Origin of the sequence: Kitasatospora sp. MAP12-44, from assembly GCF_029892095.1 — a bacterium.
Taxonomy (GTDB): domain Bacteria; phylum Actinomycetota; class Actinomycetes; order Streptomycetales; family Streptomycetaceae; genus Kitasatospora.
Genome location: NZ_JARZAE010000004.1, coordinates 2895645 through 2915539, shown reverse-complemented (window position 1 = coordinate 2915539; position 19895 = coordinate 2895645). Strand labels below are relative to the sequence as shown.

At 73.2% G+C, this 19895-nt stretch carries 14 protein-coding genes; 9 read left to right on the top strand and 5 right to left on the bottom strand.

What is annotated here, in order from left to right; all coding sequences use genetic code 11:
- Positions 1–18 precede the first annotated feature (18 nt).
- On the bottom strand, positions 19–927 hold the full coding sequence (locus tag P3T34_RS13645) for a hypothetical protein (protein WP_280666307.1): 909 nt from the start codon (positions 925–927) through the stop codon (positions 19–21).
- 184 nt (positions 928–1111) lie between these two features.
- Here P3T34_RS13645 and P3T34_RS13640 point away from each other — a divergent pair, with 184 nt between their 5' ends.
- Positions 1112–3754: a valine--tRNA ligase gene (locus P3T34_RS13640; protein WP_280666306.1), complete on the top strand. Its 2643-nt coding sequence runs from the start codon at positions 1112–1114 to the stop codon at positions 3752–3754.
- 31 nt (positions 3755–3785) lie between these two features.
- Here P3T34_RS13640 and P3T34_RS13635 read toward each other — a convergent pair whose 3' ends face one another.
- From P3T34_RS13635 to P3T34_RS13625, 3 genes are read right to left on the bottom strand one after another with little or no spacing between them, the layout of a single operon-like run.
- The gene (locus P3T34_RS13635; RefSeq protein WP_280666305.1) at positions 3786–6764 is read right to left on the bottom strand and encodes a LuxR family transcriptional regulator; all 2979 of its coding nucleotides are present in this window, start codon (positions 6762–6764) and stop codon (positions 3786–3788) included.
- 54 nt (positions 6765–6818) lie between these two features.
- Positions 6819–7025 carry a hypothetical protein gene (locus P3T34_RS13630; RefSeq protein WP_280666304.1) on the bottom strand — a complete coding sequence of 69 codons (207 nt, stop codon included), beginning with the start codon at positions 7023–7025 and terminating at the stop codon, positions 6819–6821.
- A 52-nt stretch (positions 7026–7077) separates the two neighbouring features.
- Positions 7078–10260: a type 2 lanthipeptide synthetase LanM family protein gene (locus tag P3T34_RS13625; RefSeq protein WP_280666303.1), complete on the bottom strand. Its 3183-nt coding sequence runs from the start codon at positions 10258–10260 to the stop codon at positions 7078–7080.
- Positions 10261–10382: 122 nt separating this feature from the next.
- Here P3T34_RS13625 and P3T34_RS13620 point away from each other — a divergent pair, with 122 nt between their 5' ends.
- Positions 10383–11177 (top strand): AfsR/SARP family transcriptional regulator, encoded by a 795-nt coding sequence (locus P3T34_RS13620; protein ID WP_280666302.1) that lies wholly within the window; start codon positions 10383–10385, stop codon positions 11175–11177.
- Between the two features lie 7 nt (positions 11178–11184).
- On the opposite strand, the gene lanKC is transcribed toward P3T34_RS13620, so the two are convergent.
- Positions 11185–13776 (bottom strand): class III lanthionine synthetase LanKC, encoded by a 2592-nt coding sequence (gene lanKC / locus P3T34_RS13615; RefSeq protein ID WP_280666301.1) that lies wholly within the window; start codon positions 13774–13776, stop codon positions 11185–11187.
- 275 nt (positions 13777–14051) lie between these two features.
- On the opposite strand from lanKC, the gene P3T34_RS13610 reads away from it, so the two are divergent.
- The 7 genes from P3T34_RS13610 (at position 14052) to mreD (ending at position 19869) form a co-directional block, all read left to right on the top strand.
- Positions 14052–14570 carry a hypothetical protein gene (locus P3T34_RS13610; RefSeq protein ID WP_280666300.1) on the top strand — a complete coding sequence of 173 codons (519 nt, stop codon included), beginning with the start codon at positions 14052–14054 and terminating at the stop codon, positions 14568–14570.
- Between the two features lie 96 nt (positions 14571–14666).
- Positions 14667–16130 carry a folylpolyglutamate synthase/dihydrofolate synthase family protein gene (locus P3T34_RS13605; RefSeq protein ID WP_280672049.1) on the top strand — a complete coding sequence of 488 codons (1464 nt, stop codon included), beginning with the start codon at positions 14667–14669 and terminating at the stop codon, positions 16128–16130.
- Positions 16131–16133: 3 nt separating this feature from the next.
- Positions 16134–16469: a DUF4233 domain-containing protein gene (locus P3T34_RS13600; protein WP_280666299.1), complete on the top strand. Its 336-nt coding sequence runs from the start codon at positions 16134–16136 to the stop codon at positions 16467–16469.
- 53 nt (positions 16470–16522) lie between these two features.
- Positions 16523–16936: a nucleoside-diphosphate kinase gene (gene ndk, locus P3T34_RS13595; RefSeq protein ID WP_280666298.1), complete on the top strand. Its 414-nt coding sequence runs from the start codon at positions 16523–16525 to the stop codon at positions 16934–16936.
- 263 nt (positions 16937–17199) lie between these two features.
- On the top strand, positions 17200–18225 hold the full coding sequence (locus P3T34_RS13590; RefSeq protein WP_035807056.1) for a rod shape-determining protein: 1026 nt from the start codon (positions 17200–17202) through the stop codon (positions 18223–18225).
- 51 nt (positions 18226–18276) lie between these two features.
- Positions 18277–19245: a rod shape-determining protein MreC gene (mreC, locus tag P3T34_RS13585; protein WP_280666297.1), complete on the top strand. Its 969-nt coding sequence runs from the start codon at positions 18277–18279 to the stop codon at positions 19243–19245.
- A gap of 3 nt (positions 19246–19248) precedes the next feature.
- On the top strand, positions 19249–19869 hold the full coding sequence (gene mreD, locus P3T34_RS13580) for a rod shape-determining protein MreD (protein WP_280666296.1): 621 nt from the start codon (positions 19249–19251) through the stop codon (positions 19867–19869).
- Positions 19870–19895 lie beyond the last annotated feature (26 nt).

The window sequence follows — 19895 nt, the reverse complement described above, 5'->3', positions numbered from 1 at the left end:
TCGTTGCTGCGGCCGGGACTACTTCGCGACCACCGCGGCGTCCCGGATGGCGCGGCTCTGGGTCGCCGCCTGGTCGACCGAGATCGCGCTGCTGCCGCCGGTGATCGAGATCTTGGCGAAGGTGACCGAGCCGGCCGTCGAGTGGTTGGCCCAGACGCAGACCGGCAGGTTCATCCCGGCGTCGCCGGCCACGCCGCACTGCATCAGACCGCTCGCGTCGTGCGGGTCGTTGGCGTCGACCGTGGCCAGCGGCGTCGACCAGGTCAGGCCGCCGGACTTCGAGAGGCCCGCCTTGAAGGCGGTCATCACGGCGTTCGGGTCCGCGATGGTGCCCCACGAGCCGCCGAGGGTGATGGTGTCGGTCGCGTCGCCGCCCTTGTCGTAGGTGGCGTCGACGCTGCCGTCGATCGCGTTGAACCCGGTGATCTTGTTGGACGGGTCGGCCGGCTTGGTCGACGCGGACTTCTGGGTGTAGCCGCCGGCGAGCGAGGCCGGGGCGGCCAGCTTGTACTGGCCCGCGCTCGCGCTGCCGCTGGCCTTGCCCACCGCCTGGTAGGCCACGAAGCCGCCGCCACCGAGCACCACGGCGCCGATCAGCAGGCCGACGACCAGGCCGCCCTTGCCCTTCTTGGCCGGCGGCGGCTGGTAGCCACCGAACTGCGGCTGCTGGGGGGCGCCGTACTGCGGCGGCTGCTGTCCGTACGCGGGCTGTCCGTAACCCGGCGGGGGCGGCGGCTGCTGCCCGTACGCCGGCTGGCCGTAGCCCTGCTGCGGCGCGCCGTACTGCGGGGGCGGCGGCTGCTGCCCGTAGGTCGGCTGGCCGTAGCCCTGCTGCGGCGGTGCGCCGAACGCCGGCGGCTGCTGGCCGTAGGGCGGCTGTCCGTAGCCCTGCTGCGGATTCTGCGGCTGCTGATCCTGGCCGTACATCTGCTCTGCTGCTCCCCCGCCGCGTCGCGCGGCCTGTGACGTGACTTCACTTGCCCGTTCGACCATGCGCACGAGTACCGGGCACGCTACCGCACGTCCCTGACGGCTGTCCCGGACGGAAGAGAGGAGTCTGTGGGGAGTAAATGGGGAAGAGGGCCGTCCGCGGTTACGTAAACTGTGTGTCGTGACCGACAAGACGAACCAGCGCCCCGCCGACCACGAGTCCGGGGACAACGCGGCAGCACTCCCTACCACCTACGCCCCGGCGGAGGTAGAGGGCGAGCTGTACGAGCGCTGGGTCGAGCGCGGCTACTTCACCGCCGACGCGAAGAGCGACAAGCCTCCGTACACCATCGTCATCCCGCCGCCGAACGTGACCGGTGCGCTGCACCTGGGTCACGCCTTCCAGCACACCCTGATGGACGCCCTGACGCGCCGTAAGCGGATGCAGGGTTACGAGGTGCTCTGGCTGCCGGGCATGGACCACGCCGGCATCGCCACCCAGAACCGCGTCGAGCAGCAGCTCGCCGAGTCCGGCCTCTCCCGCCACGACCTGGGCCGCGAGGCCTTCGTCGAGAAGGTCTGGGAGTGGAAGGAGAACTACGGTGGCCAGATCCTCGGCCAGATGCGCCGCCTGGGCGACGGCGTCGACTGGTCGCGCGAGCGGTTCACCATGGACGAGGGCCTGTCGCAGGCCGTCCAGACCATCTTCAAGAAGCTCTTCGACGACGGCCTGATCTACCGCGCCGAGCGCATCATCAACTGGTGCCCGCGCTGCCTCACCGCGCTCTCGGACATCGAGGTCGAGCACGAGGACGAGGCCGGTGAGCTGGTCTCGATCCGCTACGGCGACGGCGACGAGTCGATCGTGGTGGCCACCACCCGGGCCGAGACGCTGCTCGGCGACACCGCCGTGGCCGTCCACCCCGACGACGAGCGCTACGCCCACCTGGTCGGCCGCACCATCGCGCTGCCGCTGACGGACCGCCGCATCCCGGTGGTCGCCGACACCCACGTCGACCCGGAGTTCGGCACCGGCGCGGTCAAGGTGACACCCGCGCACGACCCCAACGACTTCGCGATCGGCCAGCGCCACGGCCTGCCCAACCTGACCGTGATGGACGAGCGCGGTGTGATCACCGTGCACGGCCCGTTCCTCGGCCTGGACCGGCACGACGCCCGCGCGGCCGTCGTCGGCGCGCTGCGCGAGCAGGGCCGGATCGTCGCCGAGAAGCGCCCGTACATGCACGCGGTGGGCCACTGCTCGCGCTGCCACACCATCGTCGAGCCGCGGCTCTCGCTGCAGTGGTGGGTCAACGTCGCGCCGCTGGCGCAGGCGGCCGGCGAGGCGGTGCGCGACGGCCGGGTGCAGATCCACCCGAAGGAGCTGGAGGGCCGCTACTTCAGCTGGGTCGACAACATGCACGACTGGTGCATCTCGCGCCAGCTCTGGTGGGGCCACCGGATCCCGGTCTGGTACGGCCCGGACGGCGAGGTCATCTGCGTCGGCCCCGACGAGCAGCCGCCCACCGGCGAGGGCTGGCACCAGGACCCGGACGTGCTGGACACCTGGTTCTCCAGCGGCCTGTGGCCGTTCTCCACGCTGGGCTGGCCGGAGCAGACCCCGGATCTGGCGAAGTTCTACCCGACCGACGTGCTGCTCACCGGCCACGACATCATCTTCTTCTGGGTCGCCCGGATGATGATGTTCGGCCTCTACGCGATGGACGGCCAGGCGCCGTTCCACACCATCGCGCTGACCGGCCTGGTCCGCGACCAGTTCGGCAAGAAGATGTCCAAGTCCTCGGGCACCGCGGTGGACCCGCTGGACTGGATGAACGAGTACGGCGCCGACGCCGTCCGCTTCACGCTGGCCCGCGGCGCCAACCCGGGCGCCGACGTGCCGATCGGCGAGGACTGGGTCCAGGGCTCGCGCAACTTCTGCAACAAGATCTGGAACGCCACCCGCTTCGCCCTGATGAACGGCGCCACGGTGGAGGGCCCGCTGCCGGCGCCCGAGGAGATGACGGCGGTCGACCGCTGGATCCTCTCCCGCCTGCAGGCGACCATCACCGAGGTCGACGCGCTCTACGACGACTACCAGTTCGCCAAGCTGTCGGACACCCTGTTCCACTACGCCTGGGACGAGGTCTTCGACTGGTACGTCGAGCTCTCCAAGACCACCCTGGCCAAGGGCGGCCCGCAGGCCGACGCCGCTCGCCGGGTGCTCGGCGAGGTCCTGGAGGTCACGCTGCGGCTGCTGCACCCGGTGGTCCCGTTCGTCACCGACACGCTGTGGACCACGCTCACCGGCGCCGAGTCGCTGGTCGTCACCGATTGGCCGGTGGCCGACGACACCCGTCGGGACGCCGCCGCCGAGGCCGAGATCGCCACGCTCCAGCAGGTGGTCACCGAGGTCCGCCGGTTCCGCTCCGACCAGGGCCTCAAGCCGGGCCAGAAGGTGCCGGCCACCCTGGAGTTGGCGGGCACCGTGCTGGTCGCGCACGAGGACGCGATCCGCTCGCTGCTGCGGCTGACCGCTCCCGAGGACGGCTTCGCGGCCACCGCCTCGCTGCCGGTCGCCGGTGCCACGGTCGCGCTCGACCTCTCCGGCACCATCGACGTGCCGGCCGAGCGCAAGCGCCTGCAGAAGGACCTCGCGGTCGCCGAGAAGGAGAAGGCCCAGACGGCCGCCAAGCTCGGCAACGAGGGCTTCCTGGCCAAGGCCCCGGACGACGTGGTCGTGAAGATCCGCGCCCGCCAGGCCGCCGCCGAGGCCGACATCGAGCGGATCACCGCCCAGCTGGCCGCGCTGCCGCAGGGCTGAGCCGTCCGGTACCCCGCGGGCCGGTCCTGTTTCAGGGCCGGTCCGCCGCGGTCACCTCGACCGCGTAGTCGCACAGGGCACCGCGGTTGGCCCGGCCGGTCTTCGCCAGCAGGCTCGCCACGTGCTTCTCCACGGTCCGCGGCGAGATGTAGAGGCGCCCGGCGATCTCCTGGTTGCCCAGCCGGGAGGCGATCAGCAGGAACACCTCGTACTCCCGGACGGTCAGACCCTGCCGGCGCAGGCCGGCCGGCACCCCGTCGGAGCCGCTGCGCCGCTGCGGCACGGTGGCCCCGGCCCGGCGCAGCAGGTCCCGGCAGGCGCTGGCGACGGCGGGTACGGCGGCGCCGTGGAAGTACTCCTCGGCGGTGCGCAGCCATGGCACCGGTTCGCCCCAGCCGTCGGCCAACGCGGCCTCGGCCACCAGGCGCAGGCCCAGATGGCGGGCCATCAGGAACGGCGCCGCCGCCTCCCGGGCCTCGGCGACGGCCCGCAGAGCCTGCTCGGGGCGTCCGGCCCTGCCCTCGTGCACGGCGTGTGCCAGCCGCTCGAACTGCCGGTTCCAGAGCAGCCCGGCGCCGGGGTCGGCGGCGATCGCGGCATGCTCGGCCGGCTCGGCCAGGCCCTCGATCGCGCGCAGCAGCGGGCGCAGCCCGTAGTGGCCGTTGAGGTAGAAGACGGTCGGGTGGTCCCGCTCCCAGGCGAGCGCGCTGTCCAGTTCGGCGAGCGCGCGGGTCCGATCCTCCTCGAGCACCGCGCAGATCGCCCGGCAGGTGCCCAGCGCCAGCGGGAGTTGGAGCGAGTGCTCGCCGTCCCAGCGCTGGAACTCGGCCAGCTCCTGCTCCATCTCCCGGCGGCGGCCCTGATGGGCGGCGAGCGCGGCCCGGGTGAGCAGCACGAACTGGTGGTTGTCGACGTTGCGCAGCCGGGCGGTGGCCGGCGCGGTGCGGTCGGTCAGCTCGCGGGCCGTCCCGTAGGCGCCGCGCAGCACGGCCTGCATGGCCATCGTCGCCTCGGCGGTGTGCATCAGGGCGAGCGCGCCCAGGTCCAGCGCGGCGCGGTGCGCGCGCTCCAGCTGGGTCGAGGAGCCGCTGCGCATGAACTCGTTGGCGCCCAGCCGCAGCAGGGCGTCCACCTGCCAGGTGGTCAGCTGGTGCCGGCCGGCCAGCGCGAGGATCCGCTCCAGGTGTGCGTCGGCCCGGTCGAAGCCGTGCCTGCGCTCCAGTAGGGCCAGCAACTGCCATGCCTGGCAGGCGACTTCGGGCAGGTCGGCGGCCTCGGCGGCGAGCGCGGCGCGGCGCGCCAGTGCCGCGGCCTGCTCGGTGCGCTGCTCGCCGTCCGCGCCGGCCCGGCCGCTCTCCGGCCGCGCGACCAGCAGCAGATGCGCCTCGACGACATCGATCGCCGGGGTGTGCGCCGCGCTGTCGAAGCGCCCGAGCAGGCCACGGACGAACGCCACCCGGGCCGCCGCCTCCTCGGGCCGCAGGGCGGTGACCGCGGCCCAGGCCAGCCTGGTGTGCAGGGCGGCGGACCGGGCGTCGTCCAGCGCGCCGGGGCCGGTCAGCGGGAGCGTCTCGACCAGCGCGAGGGCACGGTCCAGTCGGCCGGTCTCGATCAGCGTGTAGACCAGCCGCTCCAGCACCGAGGCGGCGTCCTCGGTGGCCGTCGACCCGGCCATCAGCTCATGGGCGCGCTCCAGCAGGGCGACCGCGGAGTTGACCGCACCGCCGTCCAGCGCGGCCCGGCCGGCCTCGGCGAAGAGCAGCCCGGCCGTCGGGGCGTCGCCGGCGGCCAGCCGCAGCACCGCGACCCGCTGGCACCAGTCGCCGGGCAGTCCGGGGTGGGCGCGTTCGATCGCGTCGGCCGCCCGCTGGGCGATCGCGGCCCGCTCCATCGGCAGCAGCCCGGCCAGCAGCGCCTCGGTGGTCAGCGCGTGCCGGAACTCGTAGGAGTCGGCCACCGGCCCGCTGGGCGAGATCAGCTGGGCGTCGATGCCGGCCCGCAGGTGGACCAGCAGGCTGCGGTCATCCAGGCCGGTCACCAGCTGCAGGACGGGCAGCGCGAAGCGTCGGCCCAGCACGGCTGCGGCGTACAGGAGTTCACGATCGGCCGGGCCGAGCCGGGCGACCCGCTGGGCGACGCTGTGCACCACCGTGGTCGGCACGTCGATGGCGAGGTCGCCGCAGACCCGCCAGCCGCCGGCGTCGCCGCGCAGCACGTTCGCGGTGACCATCCCGGCGAGCAGCTCCTCGACGACAAACGGGTTGCCCTCGGAGTCCTTGAGCAGCTGATCGGTGACCTGCCGGGGGAGTTGGCCGTCCTCCGCGCTGAGACAGGACTCGGCCAGCAACCGCACCTCGTCGGGGCCCAGCGGGTGCAGCTCGGTCAGGGTGGCGGACCGGCGCCGGCCGGCCTCCCGGGCCAGGTCGCCGGCCGGCCCGCTCTGCGAGCGCAGCGTGGCCAGCAGGAAGACCGGCAGCCCGGTCAGATTGTCGACCAGGTACTCGACCACGGCGAGCGTCTCGGCGTCCGCGTCGTGCAGGTCCTCGACGACCAGCAGGCAGCCCGGCTCCCCGCCGCCGCTACCGCCGCCGGCCCGGCCGACCGAGGCCAGCAGCCGCAGCACGGCCTCGGCCGTCTCGACCAGCGAGATGCCGGCCGGGGACGGCGCGGCGCCCCGCCACTCCGGCACCAGCTCCGCCAACGCGGGCCGGTAGGGCGCGAGTTCCGGATCCTGCGGCAGGCCGCCGATCCGGAAGAGCGAGAGCAGGGCCTCCGCGACCGGGCGGAACGGCATGGTGGCGCCCGTGGTGCTACCGCGACCGCGGAGCACCGCCATGCCGTCAGCGAACGCCCGGAACGCGCAGGCGGAAGCCAGCCGCGACTTCCCGATGCCCGCGTCGCCGAGCAGGAAGACCGCCCGGCCCTCGCCCAGCCGGGCGCCGGCCAGGCCCGCATCGAGGAGCGCGAGCTCATCGTCGCGCCCGACCAGCACCGGCGATGTGATGAGCATGGCCGGAGGCTATCGTCCGGAAACCGGATACGCCATGGGCCGGGAGCCGGGCGTTCAGTGGGACGTGACGCTCGTCACGGTCATGTGTCCCACCGGCACGGCCATCGCGATGGCCGCCCCGTAGAGGCCGGCCAGCAGGACGGCTCGCCGCACCGATCGCGGCCTGCCGCCGGTGCTGATCTCGCCCGCGGGGTGGTCGGTGACCGAGCCCTCCCGGGCCTCGGGGTCCTTCCAGGACCTGACCAGCTCGTCGTTGTCCATGCACGTCCTCCATTCGATGGGATCGCGGGCGGGGTCGTGCCGCGATTCCGGGTCAAGACCGACTGGCGTTCGGTGGCTGCAGAAGCAGCACCGAAGGTATCCGGGAGCCGAAACCGAGCCGGAGCAGTCCGTGCCCGATGCCGGCCAGGCCATTGAGCAGCCCGGGGTTGCTCACCCCGCCAGGGGTGCCGCAGCGCGGGCCGAACCGGTCGAGCGAGGCCAGCAGTGCGCCGGCCCGCGCGACCGCGGGCCCGGCCAGGACGCCACCCGAGGCGGTCAACAGCAGTTCAAGACTGCCCAGTTCTCCGTGGCACAAGCTGTGATTGGGCAGCGGACCCTGGCCGGCAACTCTGGCCACCGCCCACGCAAGCCGGTCGGCGAGCGCCGGGTCCGCCGCAGCCGCGCCGCTGTCGGCCAGCGCCAGCGCGGTGCCGGTCAGCCCGCGGCACCAACTGGTGTCCGCCGTCAGGTCGTTCAGCGGTCGGCGGGTGCTCGGCCGGCTCAGCCGGCGCAGACCGGCCTCGGCGTACGACGCTCCGCCGCCGGCGGCCGCGAAGCGCAGCAGCGCCCAGCCGATCCCGGCCGCGCCGTCGGCGAAGCCGCCCGCCGCCGGCTCCTCGGCCGACCGGGCGACCAGCTGCCGGGCGCAGCGGGCGGCGGCGTCGGCGGCCTGCGCGAGCCCGGTCGCCCGGTGCACCGCGAGCATGGCCGCCAGGCAGCCGGCCAGGCCGGTCAGCACGCCCGCGTCCGGCTGCTCGCCCGTCACCTGCTCGGCGCTCAACGCGAGGCCGGTCAGCCGGACGGCCTCGGCGGCCCAGTCGGCGAGCTCCCGGTCGGCCAGCAGGACGGACAGGTGGCTGAGCGCGTAGGCGATGCCGCCAAGGCCCTCGAAGCCGCCGCAGCCGACCGCCGCCAGGGGCTCCGGGTGCGCGGCGAGCATGGCCAGCACCTCGGGGACCGGCCGCAGCGCCCGGCGGGCCACCGCCGCGTAGCGCTCGGTGCCGGTGAGGTCGGCGAGTTGGGCCAGGAACAGCGCCGTCCCGCAGTAGCCGCCGGCCAGCCCGGCGCCCTGCGGCAGGATCGCCCAGTGCTGCTCCTCGACGGCTTCCAGGGTCAGCCAGTTGGCCCGTCGGCGGTCGTCGTGGGCGCCGGCCAGGATCTGGTCGGCGATGCCGCACGCGGCGGCCAGCAGATGATCGGGGTCGGGGACGACCGTCTCCCGGCGGCCCGGCAGCGGCGTCCCGGTCCGGTGGCCCGCGTCGGTGGTGCGGGTGGCCAGTGCGGCCCGGATGATCCACTCCTGGTCGTAGCGGTCGGTGCGGCCCATCTCGCCCAGCCGGCGGTGCACCCGGTCCAGGCCGTTCTCGGCGTAGGCGGCCTCGACGGGCCGGCCACCGATGCTCGGGGTGCGCGCGGCCGGGTGGCCGGCCAGCAGCGGGATGTCGCCCGCCCACAGCTCGTCCAGCTCGGCGGGGACCAGCGGCCAGCGGGCCGGATCGCCGGCCGACTCGCGCCACAGCAGGTCGAGCAGCCGGTCCCGGTCGAGCGCGTCGCGCAGCACGTCGGGGTGGGTCGACTCGTCGAGCAGCATCGCGTAGAGCTGGGTGTTGCGGGCCACCACCCGGGTGCGGTCGGTTGTGAAGCGGCTCAGCAGCCCGTCCGGGCCGGTCAGTTCGGCGCGGTGGGTGGTGATCGTGTCGTAGCCGGCCCGGAACCCGGCGAGCAGCGACTCGGTGTGGGCGGCCGGGTCCGCGTCCTGCCCGCCGAGGCGCGGGCGGTTGTCGGATCCGCTGAAGACCGCGGGCCGGCGCACCAGCAGCATCTCGTCGGTGGCCGGCGCCGCCCAGCCCACGGCGTCCACCGGCAGCGGCGCGCCCTTGTCCCCGCCGAGTGCGGAGACGTCCCAGCTGCCGCGGTCGCCGATCAGCAGGTGCGGCAGCAGCGAGATCCGGTACACCGAGGAGTCCAACGCCCGCAGGGCCGGGTCGCCGACCAGCCGGCCGGGCAGCGCGAGAGCCGGGTGGAAGAGGGTCTCCAGGTCCACCAGGACCGGCTGGTCGGCGCAGGCCACCAGGTTCTCGAAGTGGATGTCGGTGCCGCCCAGTGTGTGCAGCAGGGCGAGCAGCGCGCCCAGCCGGTGGTAGAAGCGGTCGACCTCGGCGAGCTGTCCGCAGGGCCCGGCCGTGACGAACTCCACCCAGCCGTAGCCGGGGCGCTCCAGCACCGCCAGGGTTCGCAGGCCCAGCTCGGGCAGCCTGGCGTTGAGCCATCGGACGGTGTCGTTGAAGTGCTGGTGCACGTCCAGCGGCCGCGGCTTGTAGACCAGCCGGGCGCCGGACTCGAAGCCGAGCAGCGCCACCGCCCGGCCGCGCTGGTGGCTGTCCCCGGCGCCGGGGTCGACCACGGTCAGCCGCCCGGGGTCACCGCCGCCGCCCGCGCCGAGCAGCTGCGCGACGCTGCCCCGGTCCGCGCCCAGCCGGGTCAGCAGCTCGGCCCAGGCGTCCACCGCGTCCTGGCAGGACTGCGCCAGCAGCCGGGCCAGGACGGCGTACTCGGTGAGCAGCGCGGTCAGCCCGGAGCGCTCCGAGCTCTGCCGGACGAAGTCGGCGAAGCGCTCCTCGGAGGTCTCCCCGGCCAGCCGCCCGGTCACCCGCATGACGTTGAGTTCGAGCACCAGGGTGCGCCGGGCGAGGCGCACCAGTGCCTGGGCCAGCCGCCGGGTGAAGCAGGCCCGGATCGCGGCGAGGTCGGCGAAGCGCTCGGCCCCGGCGCCGCGGGCGGCGGCGAGCAGCCGGTCGGCGGCCTCCTCGGTGAACGGCGCCAGGATCGCGGCGAAGCCCTGGTCCCAGCTCTGGTGAGGCGTCGGGGCGGGCACCCGGGTCGGTGCCGCGGCCAGCACCCGGTCGGCCGCGCGCGCCCAGTCGGGCGCCTCGATCCGCGCCGCCAGCGCCGCCGGCTCCTCGTCGAGCAGGGCGCGCAGCCCGTCCTCGACCAGGCCGGCCTCGGCCAACCGGGCCTCGAACAGGCCGTCGACGGCGGCGAAGTCCGCCCGCCAGCGCTCCAGCCGGCGGTCCGCCCGGCGGTCCCCGGCCGGCAGGTCGGCCGGCGGTTGGCCGAGGCGTTCGGTCAGCGTCACGCCCTGGATCCACCAGGGCAGCTCCTGCTCCCGGTCACTGGTGGCCGCCCCCGCGTAGTTCATGGTCGAGAGGATGCCACCGATGGGACGCGCGGACATGGGGGTCGGCCCCCATGTTCCGTCCGCCGCGCGGCCGGTGTGCGGCCGGTGAACATGCGGTGCACAGAATCTGGGGGCCGCACCCCATGGGAAGGCCGTCGTCGGGGATCCAAGCTCGACCTATGAATCCAAACGTGGCAGCGGTGGGGATCAACGTGCTGGGGCCGGTCGAGGCGAGGGTCCGCGGCACCCGGGCGGCACTCGGCGGTCGGCGGCCCAAGGCCGTGCTGGTGGCTCTGCTGCTGGCGCACGGCGGCCTGGTCGGCGAGGACCAGATCATCGACGCGGTCTGGGAGGACCAGCCGCCGGACAAGCCGCGCCAGACCCTGCACACCTATGTCGCCGATCTGCGGCGCGCCCTGGAGCCGCAGCGCCGGGCCCGCGAGCAGTCCACCGTCCTGGTGCGGCACGCCGCGGGCTACGCGCTGGCCGTCGAGCCCGAGGCGGTGGACACCCACCGCTTCACCGCGCTGGTCGGGCAGGCCGCCGCCGCGGCCGGCGCCGAGCGGCCGGCCGAGGCGCTGGCCTGCGCGGACCGAGCGCTCGCGCTGTGGGCGGGACCGCCGTTCGCCGAGCTGGCCGACGCCCGCTTCGTGCGCGCCGAGATCTCCCGGTTGGAGGAGTGGCGCTCGCTGGCCCGCGAGCTGCGGGTCGCCGCCTGCCTGGCGCTCGGCGACCACCGGCTCACCCTGGTGGAGACCGAGGCACTGACCACCGACTACCCGCTGCGCGAGTCGGGGTGGGCGCTGCGGACGCTGGCGCTGTACCGCTGCGGCCGCCAGGCCGAGGCGCTCGCCACGCTGCGGGCCGCCCGCCGGGTGCTGCGCGAGGAGCTCGGGGTGGATCCCGGGCCGGACCTGGCGACCCTCACCGGTCGGGTCCTCGCGCACGACCCCGCCTTGCGCTGGCAGGCCTGACGGTCGCTCAGCACGGCAGCAGCCCGTCGACAACGAAGTCGAAGTTGGTCCGCAGCCCCGGGCGGGCCTTGCGCAGCCGGTCCAGGAAGAGCGCGACGCCGATCGAGCCGGTGGCGTAGTCGGTGCTCTCGCGCAGCGCCTGCTCGCCGGGGAACACCACGCCCTCGGCCCGGTCGATCCGGCTCAGCAGCACGCCCTGGGCCACCCGCCGCGCCTCGGCGAACCAGCGCTCCTCGCCGAGGAGTTCACCGGCGTCGAGCAGCACGTTCCCGAGGCCGGAGAGGCCGTGGAAGAGCTGCGGGGAGAGGCTGTACTTGCGCGCCGAGTCGGCCAGCAGCTCCGGGATCAGCGCGGCCAACTCCGGCTCCGGGCGCACCGCGTGGTAGCGCAGCACGGTGGTGCTGACGCCGGCGGTGCCCTCGTCCCGGTAACTCTCCAACCGGGTGCCCTGGCGCAGGTCGAACGCGAGTGCGGCTCGGCCCAGTTCGTACCAGCGCTCCTCGCCGGTGGCCAGCTGCAGGTAGAGCAGGAAGAGCGCGATCCCGGCGGCGCCGTGTCCGTAGCCGACCCGGATCAGCGGCTCCGAGCCCGGCCCGCCCGGCTCGGCCCAGTGGGCGCCGAACGCGTCGCGCACGCAGCCGGCCGCGAGCGCCTCGCCGGCCGCACGCGCGTCCTCCAGCAGCCGCTGCGCGCCCTGGCGGTGCCACAGTCGCAGGCAGGCCATCCCGTAGCCGGCCGTGCCGTGCAGGATGCCCGGCACGGCGAACCGCAGCGGGTGCTCGCGGGTGCGCTCCAGCAGGCCCAACGCGGCCTCGGGGTGGCCGAGCTCGTCCAGCGCCCAGGCGATGCCGGCCTGTCCGAGGTAGAGCCCGGCGGGGTAGTCGGCGGGGTTGACGTCGCGGGCCATCGCCCAGCCGAGCTGGGTCGGCGGGACGCTGCCGCGCAGCCGGTGCAGGCCGTAGAGCACGCCCATCGCGCCGTGGGCGATCGAGAGCGGGTTGGTCTCGAACACCAGCGCGTCGGCCGGGTAGAGCCGGTCCTCGCGCTGCGGGTCGGCGACCGCCACCGCGTACTCGGCCACCTTCCCGGTGACCTCCGCCAGGTCGGCGTCCCGCAGGCCCGGCACCTTCCGCGGGTCGCCGTAGTGCTCCTCGGCCGGCAGCGCGAGCGGCACCGGTACGGACCACGACGGGTGGTCCTCGAACGGCAGGCTGTCGATCCGCTTGAGCACCTCCGCACCGCTCATGGGGGTGTCCTCGGTGGTCAGGTCCTCGATCAGGTCGACCAGTTCGGCGGGCAGCGCCAGGTCGTGCGCCAGTTCGGCCAGGAAGCGGGAGAACGCGGGCCGGTAGAAGCCGGTGGTGTTGTTGACCGCCAGTACCGAGCTGAAGATCAGCGCGCCGAGCGCGTGCCAGTCGCCCGCCCGGTCGTACTGCCCGGTCGCCACCAGACGCGGGCTGGCCACGCCCACCGTGTACACGCCCAAGTGCTCGTCCACGCCCTCGCGTACGCCGCTCTCCAGGTCGATGATCCTGGCCGTGCCGGTCTGCGGGTCGACGAGGACATCGGTGGAGGACAGGTCGCCCAGCAGGATGCCGCGCTCGTGTGCCGCCGCCACCGCCTGCGCGAGCTGCCGCCACAGTCCGCGCAGGCGCAGGTAGTGGGCGCGCAGCGACTCGGGTGCCAGGTCGAGCGTGCCGACCGGGTTGCTCTCGCCGCAGTACCGGCTGAAGTGCGGCCCCGCCAGCTTCTCCTGGACCAGGAACGCATGGTCCCGCTCGCGGAAGAAGTCGACCGGGCGCACGAAGTGCCCGGTGCCGGCGAGCTCGCCGAGCAGCCGGTACTCCTTCTCCAGGACGTCGATCGCCGGCCGGCCGGGGTTTCCCACCGTCACCCCCGGGCGGGCCTCCTTGACCACCACGTCCTGACCGGTGAGCGCGTCGGTGGCCAGGTACACCCCGCCGCGGTTGCCGAGGCTCAGCGTGGTGTGCGGGCTGTAGCGGCCGTTCAGCGGCGCGTCCGGCTCCGAAGTCTGCGGCGGGAACGGGTCGGTGGCCCCACTCGGCGTGATCATCGGACTGCGCATGCCGTCCGGCTCGAGCTGCGAGAGCGCGGCGCAGCCGCCGTAGCGGTAGGAGACCGCGGTCGAGCCGGGCCAGCGCCGGTCGGAGCGGACGGCCGGACCGGTCCGGCCCTCCAGCGCGGTGGCGAGCGCGGCGCCGACGGCGTGGAACTGCCCCTCGTCGACCGGGTGGACGGTGATGAACTCGCCGTTGCTGCGGGTCAGCCGCACCGAGAACGGGTCGATCAGGAACCCGAACGGCGTCCGGGCGCCGAGCAGCACGGGCAGCGCCAGCCGCAGCACTTCGGTGCTCTCCTCGCCCAGCGCGGTGACGTTCAACGTCCAGCCCTGGGCCGGGGTGTCGACCCCGGGCGGCTGGGCCATGAGCCACAGCCCGCGCCGCCGGGTGCTCCACCCGTCCGGCACCGCGGACCGGAACACCGCGAGGTGGTCGTCGCAGGGCAGGTAGCGGCTGGACGTCTCGTACCAGCGCCGGTCGACGTGCGTGTAGGACTGGCGGGACTCCCAGGAGAGCATCGGCGGATCCGTTCAGGTCGGCGAGCCGGACGCGTGGTTGCCGGGGAGCAGTAGCGAAACACCGGCCACTGGGTAACCACTGAGAAGCCACTGAGTGGCCATCTCGCCGATAGGGAACGGAATTCGGTGATGTTCGTGCCAAACCGACTGACCGGGTGAATCCCGCTTTCCATTCTTTGCTTCCCGCGACCGGCCCGGTCCGGTGACCTGGGAAGGTAGGCCGTATACGGTGTCCTGAGTTTCGGGTGCAGGCAGCGGTGATGGGAAGGCAGGGCATGGTGACAGTGCACAAGTTGGCCGGCGAACTTCCTGCGCAGCGAGTGGAGGAGGCCAAGGGGCAGGCCGCGACATTGTTGCTGGCCTTCCGGCACGGCAATCAACTCGCCTTCGACGACGCCTTGGAGCGGATCCTGGGGGATCGCTCCGAGCGTGAAGTCGTCACGCTGCTGGTCTGGGTCGCGGCCGAGGCAGTGCGCAAGGCCTACGCGCCGGAGGTCGGCGACAAGGTGCTGCGCACGCTCGCCCGGCGCGCCCCGGCCGGGCCGATCGGGGTGGCGGTGGACGAGGAGTCCGCCGACGCGGCCCGGTTGATCGAGGCGGTCCAGTGCGGAGAAGTCGCCACGGTAAGGGAGTTGGTGGCCGCCACCGCCGACACCACCTTCCTGCTGGGCGGACTGCTGCAGGGTGTGGCGATGATGCTGCCACTCCTTCCCGAGGAGGATGTCCAGGATGTGGTGGCCGAGTTGAGAGCGCGCCAGTCGGGTCTTCCGGTCGAGCTGGCGGCCGGCTACTGAGCGCTCGGCGCTTTTGGATCCGCCGATAAGGGCCGGATATCCGCCTTTCATAAGTCTTTGCCAGTTCGTTACCGCGATGCTGTCTTTGCCGGGCGGCTGACCCACCCGGCCGCCCGGTCGCCTGCCGGACCCCGGCCACTCCGTAGACTGGTGCGCGTGAGCAGCAGCGCCGGGCAGAACCCGTACACCGTCCGCCCCAACAGCGAGGACCCCGCCGAACAGCCGGTGGGCCTTGGCGACATCGAGGCCGAGCTGGCCAAGCGCTGGCCCGAGAACAAACTCGAACCCTCGCTCGACCGGATCGCCGCGCTGATGGATCTCCTGGGCCAGCCCCAGCGGGCCTACCCCGCGATCCACATCACCGGCACCAACGGCAAGACCTCCACGGCCCGGATGGTGGAGCAGCTGCTGAACGCCTTCGAGCTGCGCACCGGCCGCTACACCAGCCCGCACGTCGAGTCGGTGACCGAGCGGATCAGCCTGGACGGCCAGCCGATCAGCGTCGAGCGCTTCGTGGAGACCTACCGCGACATCGAGCCCTACATCCGGATGGTCGACGAGACCCAGCCGATCCCGCTCTCCTTCTTCGAGGTGCTGACCGGCATGGCGTACGCGGCCTTCGCCGACGCCCCGGTGGACGTCGCGGTGGTCGAGGTCGGGATGGGCGGCAGCTGGGACGCCACCAACGTGCTGGACGGCTCGGTCGCGGTGATCACCCCGATCTCGCTGGACCACACCGACAAGCTCGGCAACACCACCGGCGAGATCGCCGTGGAGAAGGCCGGCATCATCAAGCAGGGCGCCATCGCGGTGGTCTCCCAGCAGCCGCTGGACGCCGCGAAGACGATCCTCGCGCACGCCGTACGCGTGGACGCCACGGTGGCCCGCGAGGGCATGGAGTTCGGCGTGCTGAACCGCGAGGTCGCGGTCGGCGGGCAGCTGGTGACGCTGCGCGGCCTCGGTGGCACCGAGTACTCGGACATCTTCCTTCCGCTGCACGGCGAGCACCAGGCGCACAACGCGGCGCTGGCGCTGGCCGCGGTCGAGGCCTTCTTCGGCATCGGCGCGGCCCGCCAGGGCGGCCTGGACCTCGACAAGGTGCGCGGCGCGCTCTCCACGGTGAGCTCCCCGGGCCGCCTGGAGGTCGTCCGGCGCAGCCCCACCATCGTGCTGGACGCCGCGCACAACCCGGCCGGCGCCCAGGTGACGGCGGCCGCGATCACCGAGGCCTTCGCCTTCACCCGGCTGGTCGGCGTGATCGGCACCAGCGGCGACAAGGACGTCACCGGCCTGCTGGAGGCCTTCGAGCCGATCCTGAACGAGATCGTGGTCACCCAGAACTCCACCCACCGCGCGATGCCGGTGGACGCGCTGGCCGCCCAGGCGGTGGAGGTCTTCGGTGAGGACCGGGTCCAGGTCGAGACCAACCTGGACGACGCGATCGAGGCGGCCGTCACCCTGGCCGAGGAGAGCGGCGACCTGATCGGCGCCGGAGTCCTGATCACCGGCTCGGTGATCACCGTCGGTGAGGCCCGTCTGCTGCTCGGCCGGAGGCGATGACCGATGCGTATCCTCTGCTCCTCCACCCTGATCGGCGAGGTCCTGCTGATCATGTTCGCGGCCCTGGTCGCGATGCAGCTCTCCAGCGTCCCCGCCGCCACCATCTGGACGGTCAGCGGCATCGCGATGCTGCTCTGCGTCCTGCTCTGCGGCATGATCACCCGCCCGGGTGCGGTCGCGGTGGGCTGGGCGCTGCAGCTCGGCCTGATCGCCAGCGGCATCGTGCTGCCGACCATGTACGGCCTCGGCCTGGTCTTCGCGGGCCTGTGGTGGTGCTCGGTGCACTACGGCCGCCGGATCGACGTCCTCAAGGCCGAGCGCGCCGCTCACGCAAGGTAGCCTTCGCGCAAGTGGCATACACCATGCCGACCCGAAACCACTGGAGCCGTACCGTGTCCCAGCGCACTCTCGTCCTGCTCAAGCCCGACGCCGTCCAGCGCGGCCTGGCCGGCGAGATCATCAGCCGGATCGAGCGCAAGGCCGGCTGGCGGCTGACCGCCGTCGAGCTGCGCACCTTCGACCGCGCGACGCTGGAGACCCACTACGCCGAGCACCTGGGCCGGCCGTTCTACGAGCCGCTGCTCGAGTTCATGACCTCCGGCCCGTCGATCGCGCTGATCGTCGAGGGCGAGAACGTGATCCCGGGCATCCGCGCGCTGGCCGGAGCCACCGACCCGCTGGTCGCCGGCGCCGGCACGATCCGCGGCGACTACGCGACGATCACCCGCGAGAACCTGATCCACGCCTCCGACTCCGAGGCGTCCGCCGAGCGCGAGATCAAGATCTTCTTCCCCTCGCACGCCTGATCACCGCCTGACGGAGGGTGAGCCGGGGCGCCGAGCGCGCCTCGGCTCAGCCAACCGTGGGAATTTGATCCTCAAATATGGAACTCGGTGCGCCGACACGGCGTCCCAATCCCGGAAGAACCCTGGCCGCCGCGCAGAATGGACCGCAGTCCTTGCGCGGGTCGGCATGCCGGACCCCACCACCGCGAGCCCAGCCCGCGAGGCGCACTCCCCGCCCATGACATCCAGTTCGGGAAGGCATTCCACACTCCATGGCCAACAATCTGTCGTTCATGGGCCGTGACCTGGCGATCGACCTGGGCACTGCCAACACGCTGGTGTACGTCAGGGGCAAGGGGATCGTCCTGAACGAACCGTCGGTCGTCGCGGTCAACACCAACACCGGCGGGATCCTCGCGGTCGGCTCCGAGGCGAAGAAGATGATCGGGCGCACGCCCGGCAACATCATCGCGATCCGGCCCCTCAAGGACGGCGTGATCGCCGACTTCGAGATCACCCAGCGGATGCTGCGCTACTTCATCCAGAAGATCCACCGCCGCCGCTACCTCGCGCGTCCGCGGGTCGTGGTCTGTGTGCCCAGCGGCATCACCGGGGTCGAGCGCCGGGCCGTGGTCGAGGCCAGCCACCTGGCCGGCGCCCGCCAGGTGCACATCATCGAGGAGCCGATGGCCGCCGCGATCGGCGCCGGCCTGCCGGTCCACGAGCCCACCGGCAACATGGTGGTGGACATCGGCGGCGGCACCACCGAGGTCGCGGTCATCTCGCTCGGCGGCATCGTCACCGCGCAGTCCATCCGAGTGGCCGGCGACGAGCTCGACAACGCGATCGTCCAGCACATCAAGAAGGAGTACTCGCTGCTGCTCGGCGAGCGCAGTGCCGAGCAGATCAAGATGAGCATCGGCTCCGCCTACGGGTCGGAGAACGAGAAGGACGAGCACGCCGAGATCCGCGGCCGCGACCTGGTCAGCGGTCTGCCCAAGACCGTGGTGATCTCCGCCGCCGAGGTCCGCGAGGCCATCGACGAGCCGGTCAACTCCATCATCGACGCCGTCAAGACCACGCTGGACCAGTGCCCGCCGGAGCTGGCGGGCGATGTGATGGACCGTGGGGTGGTGCTCACCGGCGGTGGCGCGCTGCTGCGCGGCCTGGACGAGCGGCTGCGCCGCGAGACCGGCATGCCGATCCACATCGCGGAGAACCCGCTGGACTCGGTGGCGCTCGGCGCGGGCCGCTGCGTCGAGGAGTTCGAGGCCCTGCAGCAGGTCCTGGACGCGCAGCCGCGCCGCTAGCAGCACGTCCGCACCCGTCAGCACAATCCCAGAAGGGGCAGCTCCAGCGTCGTGAGGGACACCCGAGAGAGCCGACTGCTTCTCATCCTGCTGGTGGCCGTGGCCTTCGCGCTGATCACCGTGGATATCAAGGGCGGCGAGAGCTCCCCGCTCAATGGTGCCCGCAGGACCGCGGCCGGGCTGTTCGGCCCGGTCGAGCGCGCCGCCGCGGGGGCCGTCGATCCGATGGCCCGGACGATCCGGGCGATCCGTGACTCCGGCACCGAGCAGCAGCGGCTGGACCAGATCGGTGCGGAGAACACCGAACTGCGCCAGAAGCTGGCCTCCTCCGACACCGCCACCGGCCGCACCAAGCAGCTGGACGACATGCTGCGCACGGCCGGCACCGGCGGCTACACCATCAAGGCCGCCCAGGTGATCGCGATCGGCGCCGCCCAGGCCTTCTCCTGGACCATCACCATCGACGCCGGCAGCGACGACGGGCTGACCCGGGACATGACGGTGATCGACGGCGAGGGCCTGGTCGGCCGGATCACCATGGTCGCCCCGACCACCTCCACCGTGCTGCTCGCCACCGACCCGGGCTTCACCGCCGGGACCCGGATGGAGGGCAGCGGCGAGATCGGCTTCGCCTCCGGCCAGGGCGCCGGGCCGATGAAGGTGCAGCTGCTCAACGGCAAGGCCCAGGTCAAGCCGGGGGACCGGCTGGTCACCTTCGGCTCGCAGAACGGGCGCCCGTTCGTGCCCGGGGTGCCGGTCGGCAAGGTGCTTCAAGTGCAGGCCACGCCGGGCGAGTTGACCAAGACCGTGCTGGTGCAGCCGTTCGTCTCGTTCACCCGGCTCGACCTGGTGGGCGTGGTCGTGGTGCCGCCGCGGACCGATCCGCGCGACGCCGTGCTGCCGCCCGTGCCGAGCCCGCCCGCCCCGCCGGTCGCGGCCGCCCCCGCGGCGCCGGCCTCCGTCGCACCAGCCGCATCCGGATCCGCATCCGCGTCCGCCAGCCCGCAAGGGGGGAACTGACCGATGGCCGTCAAGCGCATCCTGCTCTCCGCCGTCCTGGTCCTGCTCGCCCTGGTGATCCAGGTGAGCGTGCTCGGCCGGCTGCAGCTGCCGGGGGCCACCCCGGACCTGCTGCTGCTCGTGGTCGTCGGCCTGGGCCTGGTCTTCGGGCCGAGCGGCGGCTGCCTGACCGGGTTCGGCGCTGGCCTGCTGGCCGACCTGGCCCCGCCCTCGGACCACGCGATCGGCCGCTACGCGCTGGTGCTCTGCGTGATGGGCTACGCGGCCGGGATGTTCCGCGCCGACTCGGGGCGCCGACGCACCGTCATGGGCCCGCTGCTGGTGGTGGCCGGCGCGGCCGTCGTCTCCACCGTGCTGTACGCGGCGGTGGGCGCGCTGGTCGGCGACACCGCCGCCCGGCACGTCGGCCTGCCGGGCCTGGCCGCCAGCGCGCTGCTGTACGACCTGCTGCTGGCGCCCTTCGTGGTGCCCGCGGTGATGCTGCTGGCCCGCTGGGCCGACCCGGGGGCGGCGGGCGGCGAGGTCACCGGCTCGGGTCTGGGCACGCTGGCCCGCTACCGCACCACCCGTGAGGTCTCGGCCGGTCCGAGCAGCGCTCGCAAGGCCCGCGGCCTCAAGTTCTGACCACCTTCGGCATCACCTTCTGCATC

Coding starts and splice junctions, on each gene's coding strand:
- P3T34_RS13645 (WP_280666307.1), bottom strand. CDS start 927: ATGTACGGCCAGGATCAGCAGCCGCAGAATCCGCAGCAGGGCTACGGA.
- P3T34_RS13635 (WP_280666305.1), bottom strand. CDS start 6,764: ATGCTCATCACATCGCCGGTGCTGGTCGGGCGCGACGATGAGCTCGCG.
- P3T34_RS13630 (WP_280666304.1), bottom strand. CDS start 7,025: ATGGACAACGACGAGCTGGTCAGGTCCTGGAAGGACCCCGAGGCCCGG.
- P3T34_RS13625 (WP_280666303.1), bottom strand. CDS start 10,260: ATGTCCGCGCGTCCCATCGGTGGCATCCTCTCGACCATGAACTACGCG.
- P3T34_RS13620 (WP_280666302.1), top strand. CDS start 10,383: ATGAATCCAAACGTGGCAGCGGTGGGGATCAACGTGCTGGGGCCGGTC.
- lanKC (WP_280666301.1), bottom strand. CDS start 13,776: ATGCTCTCCTGGGAGTCCCGCCAGTCCTACACGCACGTCGACCGGCGC.
- P3T34_RS13610 (WP_280666300.1), top strand. CDS start 14,052: ATGGTGACAGTGCACAAGTTGGCCGGCGAACTTCCTGCGCAGCGAGTG.
- P3T34_RS13600 (WP_280666299.1), top strand. CDS start 16,134: ATGCGTATCCTCTGCTCCTCCACCCTGATCGGCGAGGTCCTGCTGATC.
- mreD (WP_280666296.1), top strand. CDS start 19,249: ATGGCCGTCAAGCGCATCCTGCTCTCCGCCGTCCTGGTCCTGCTCGCC.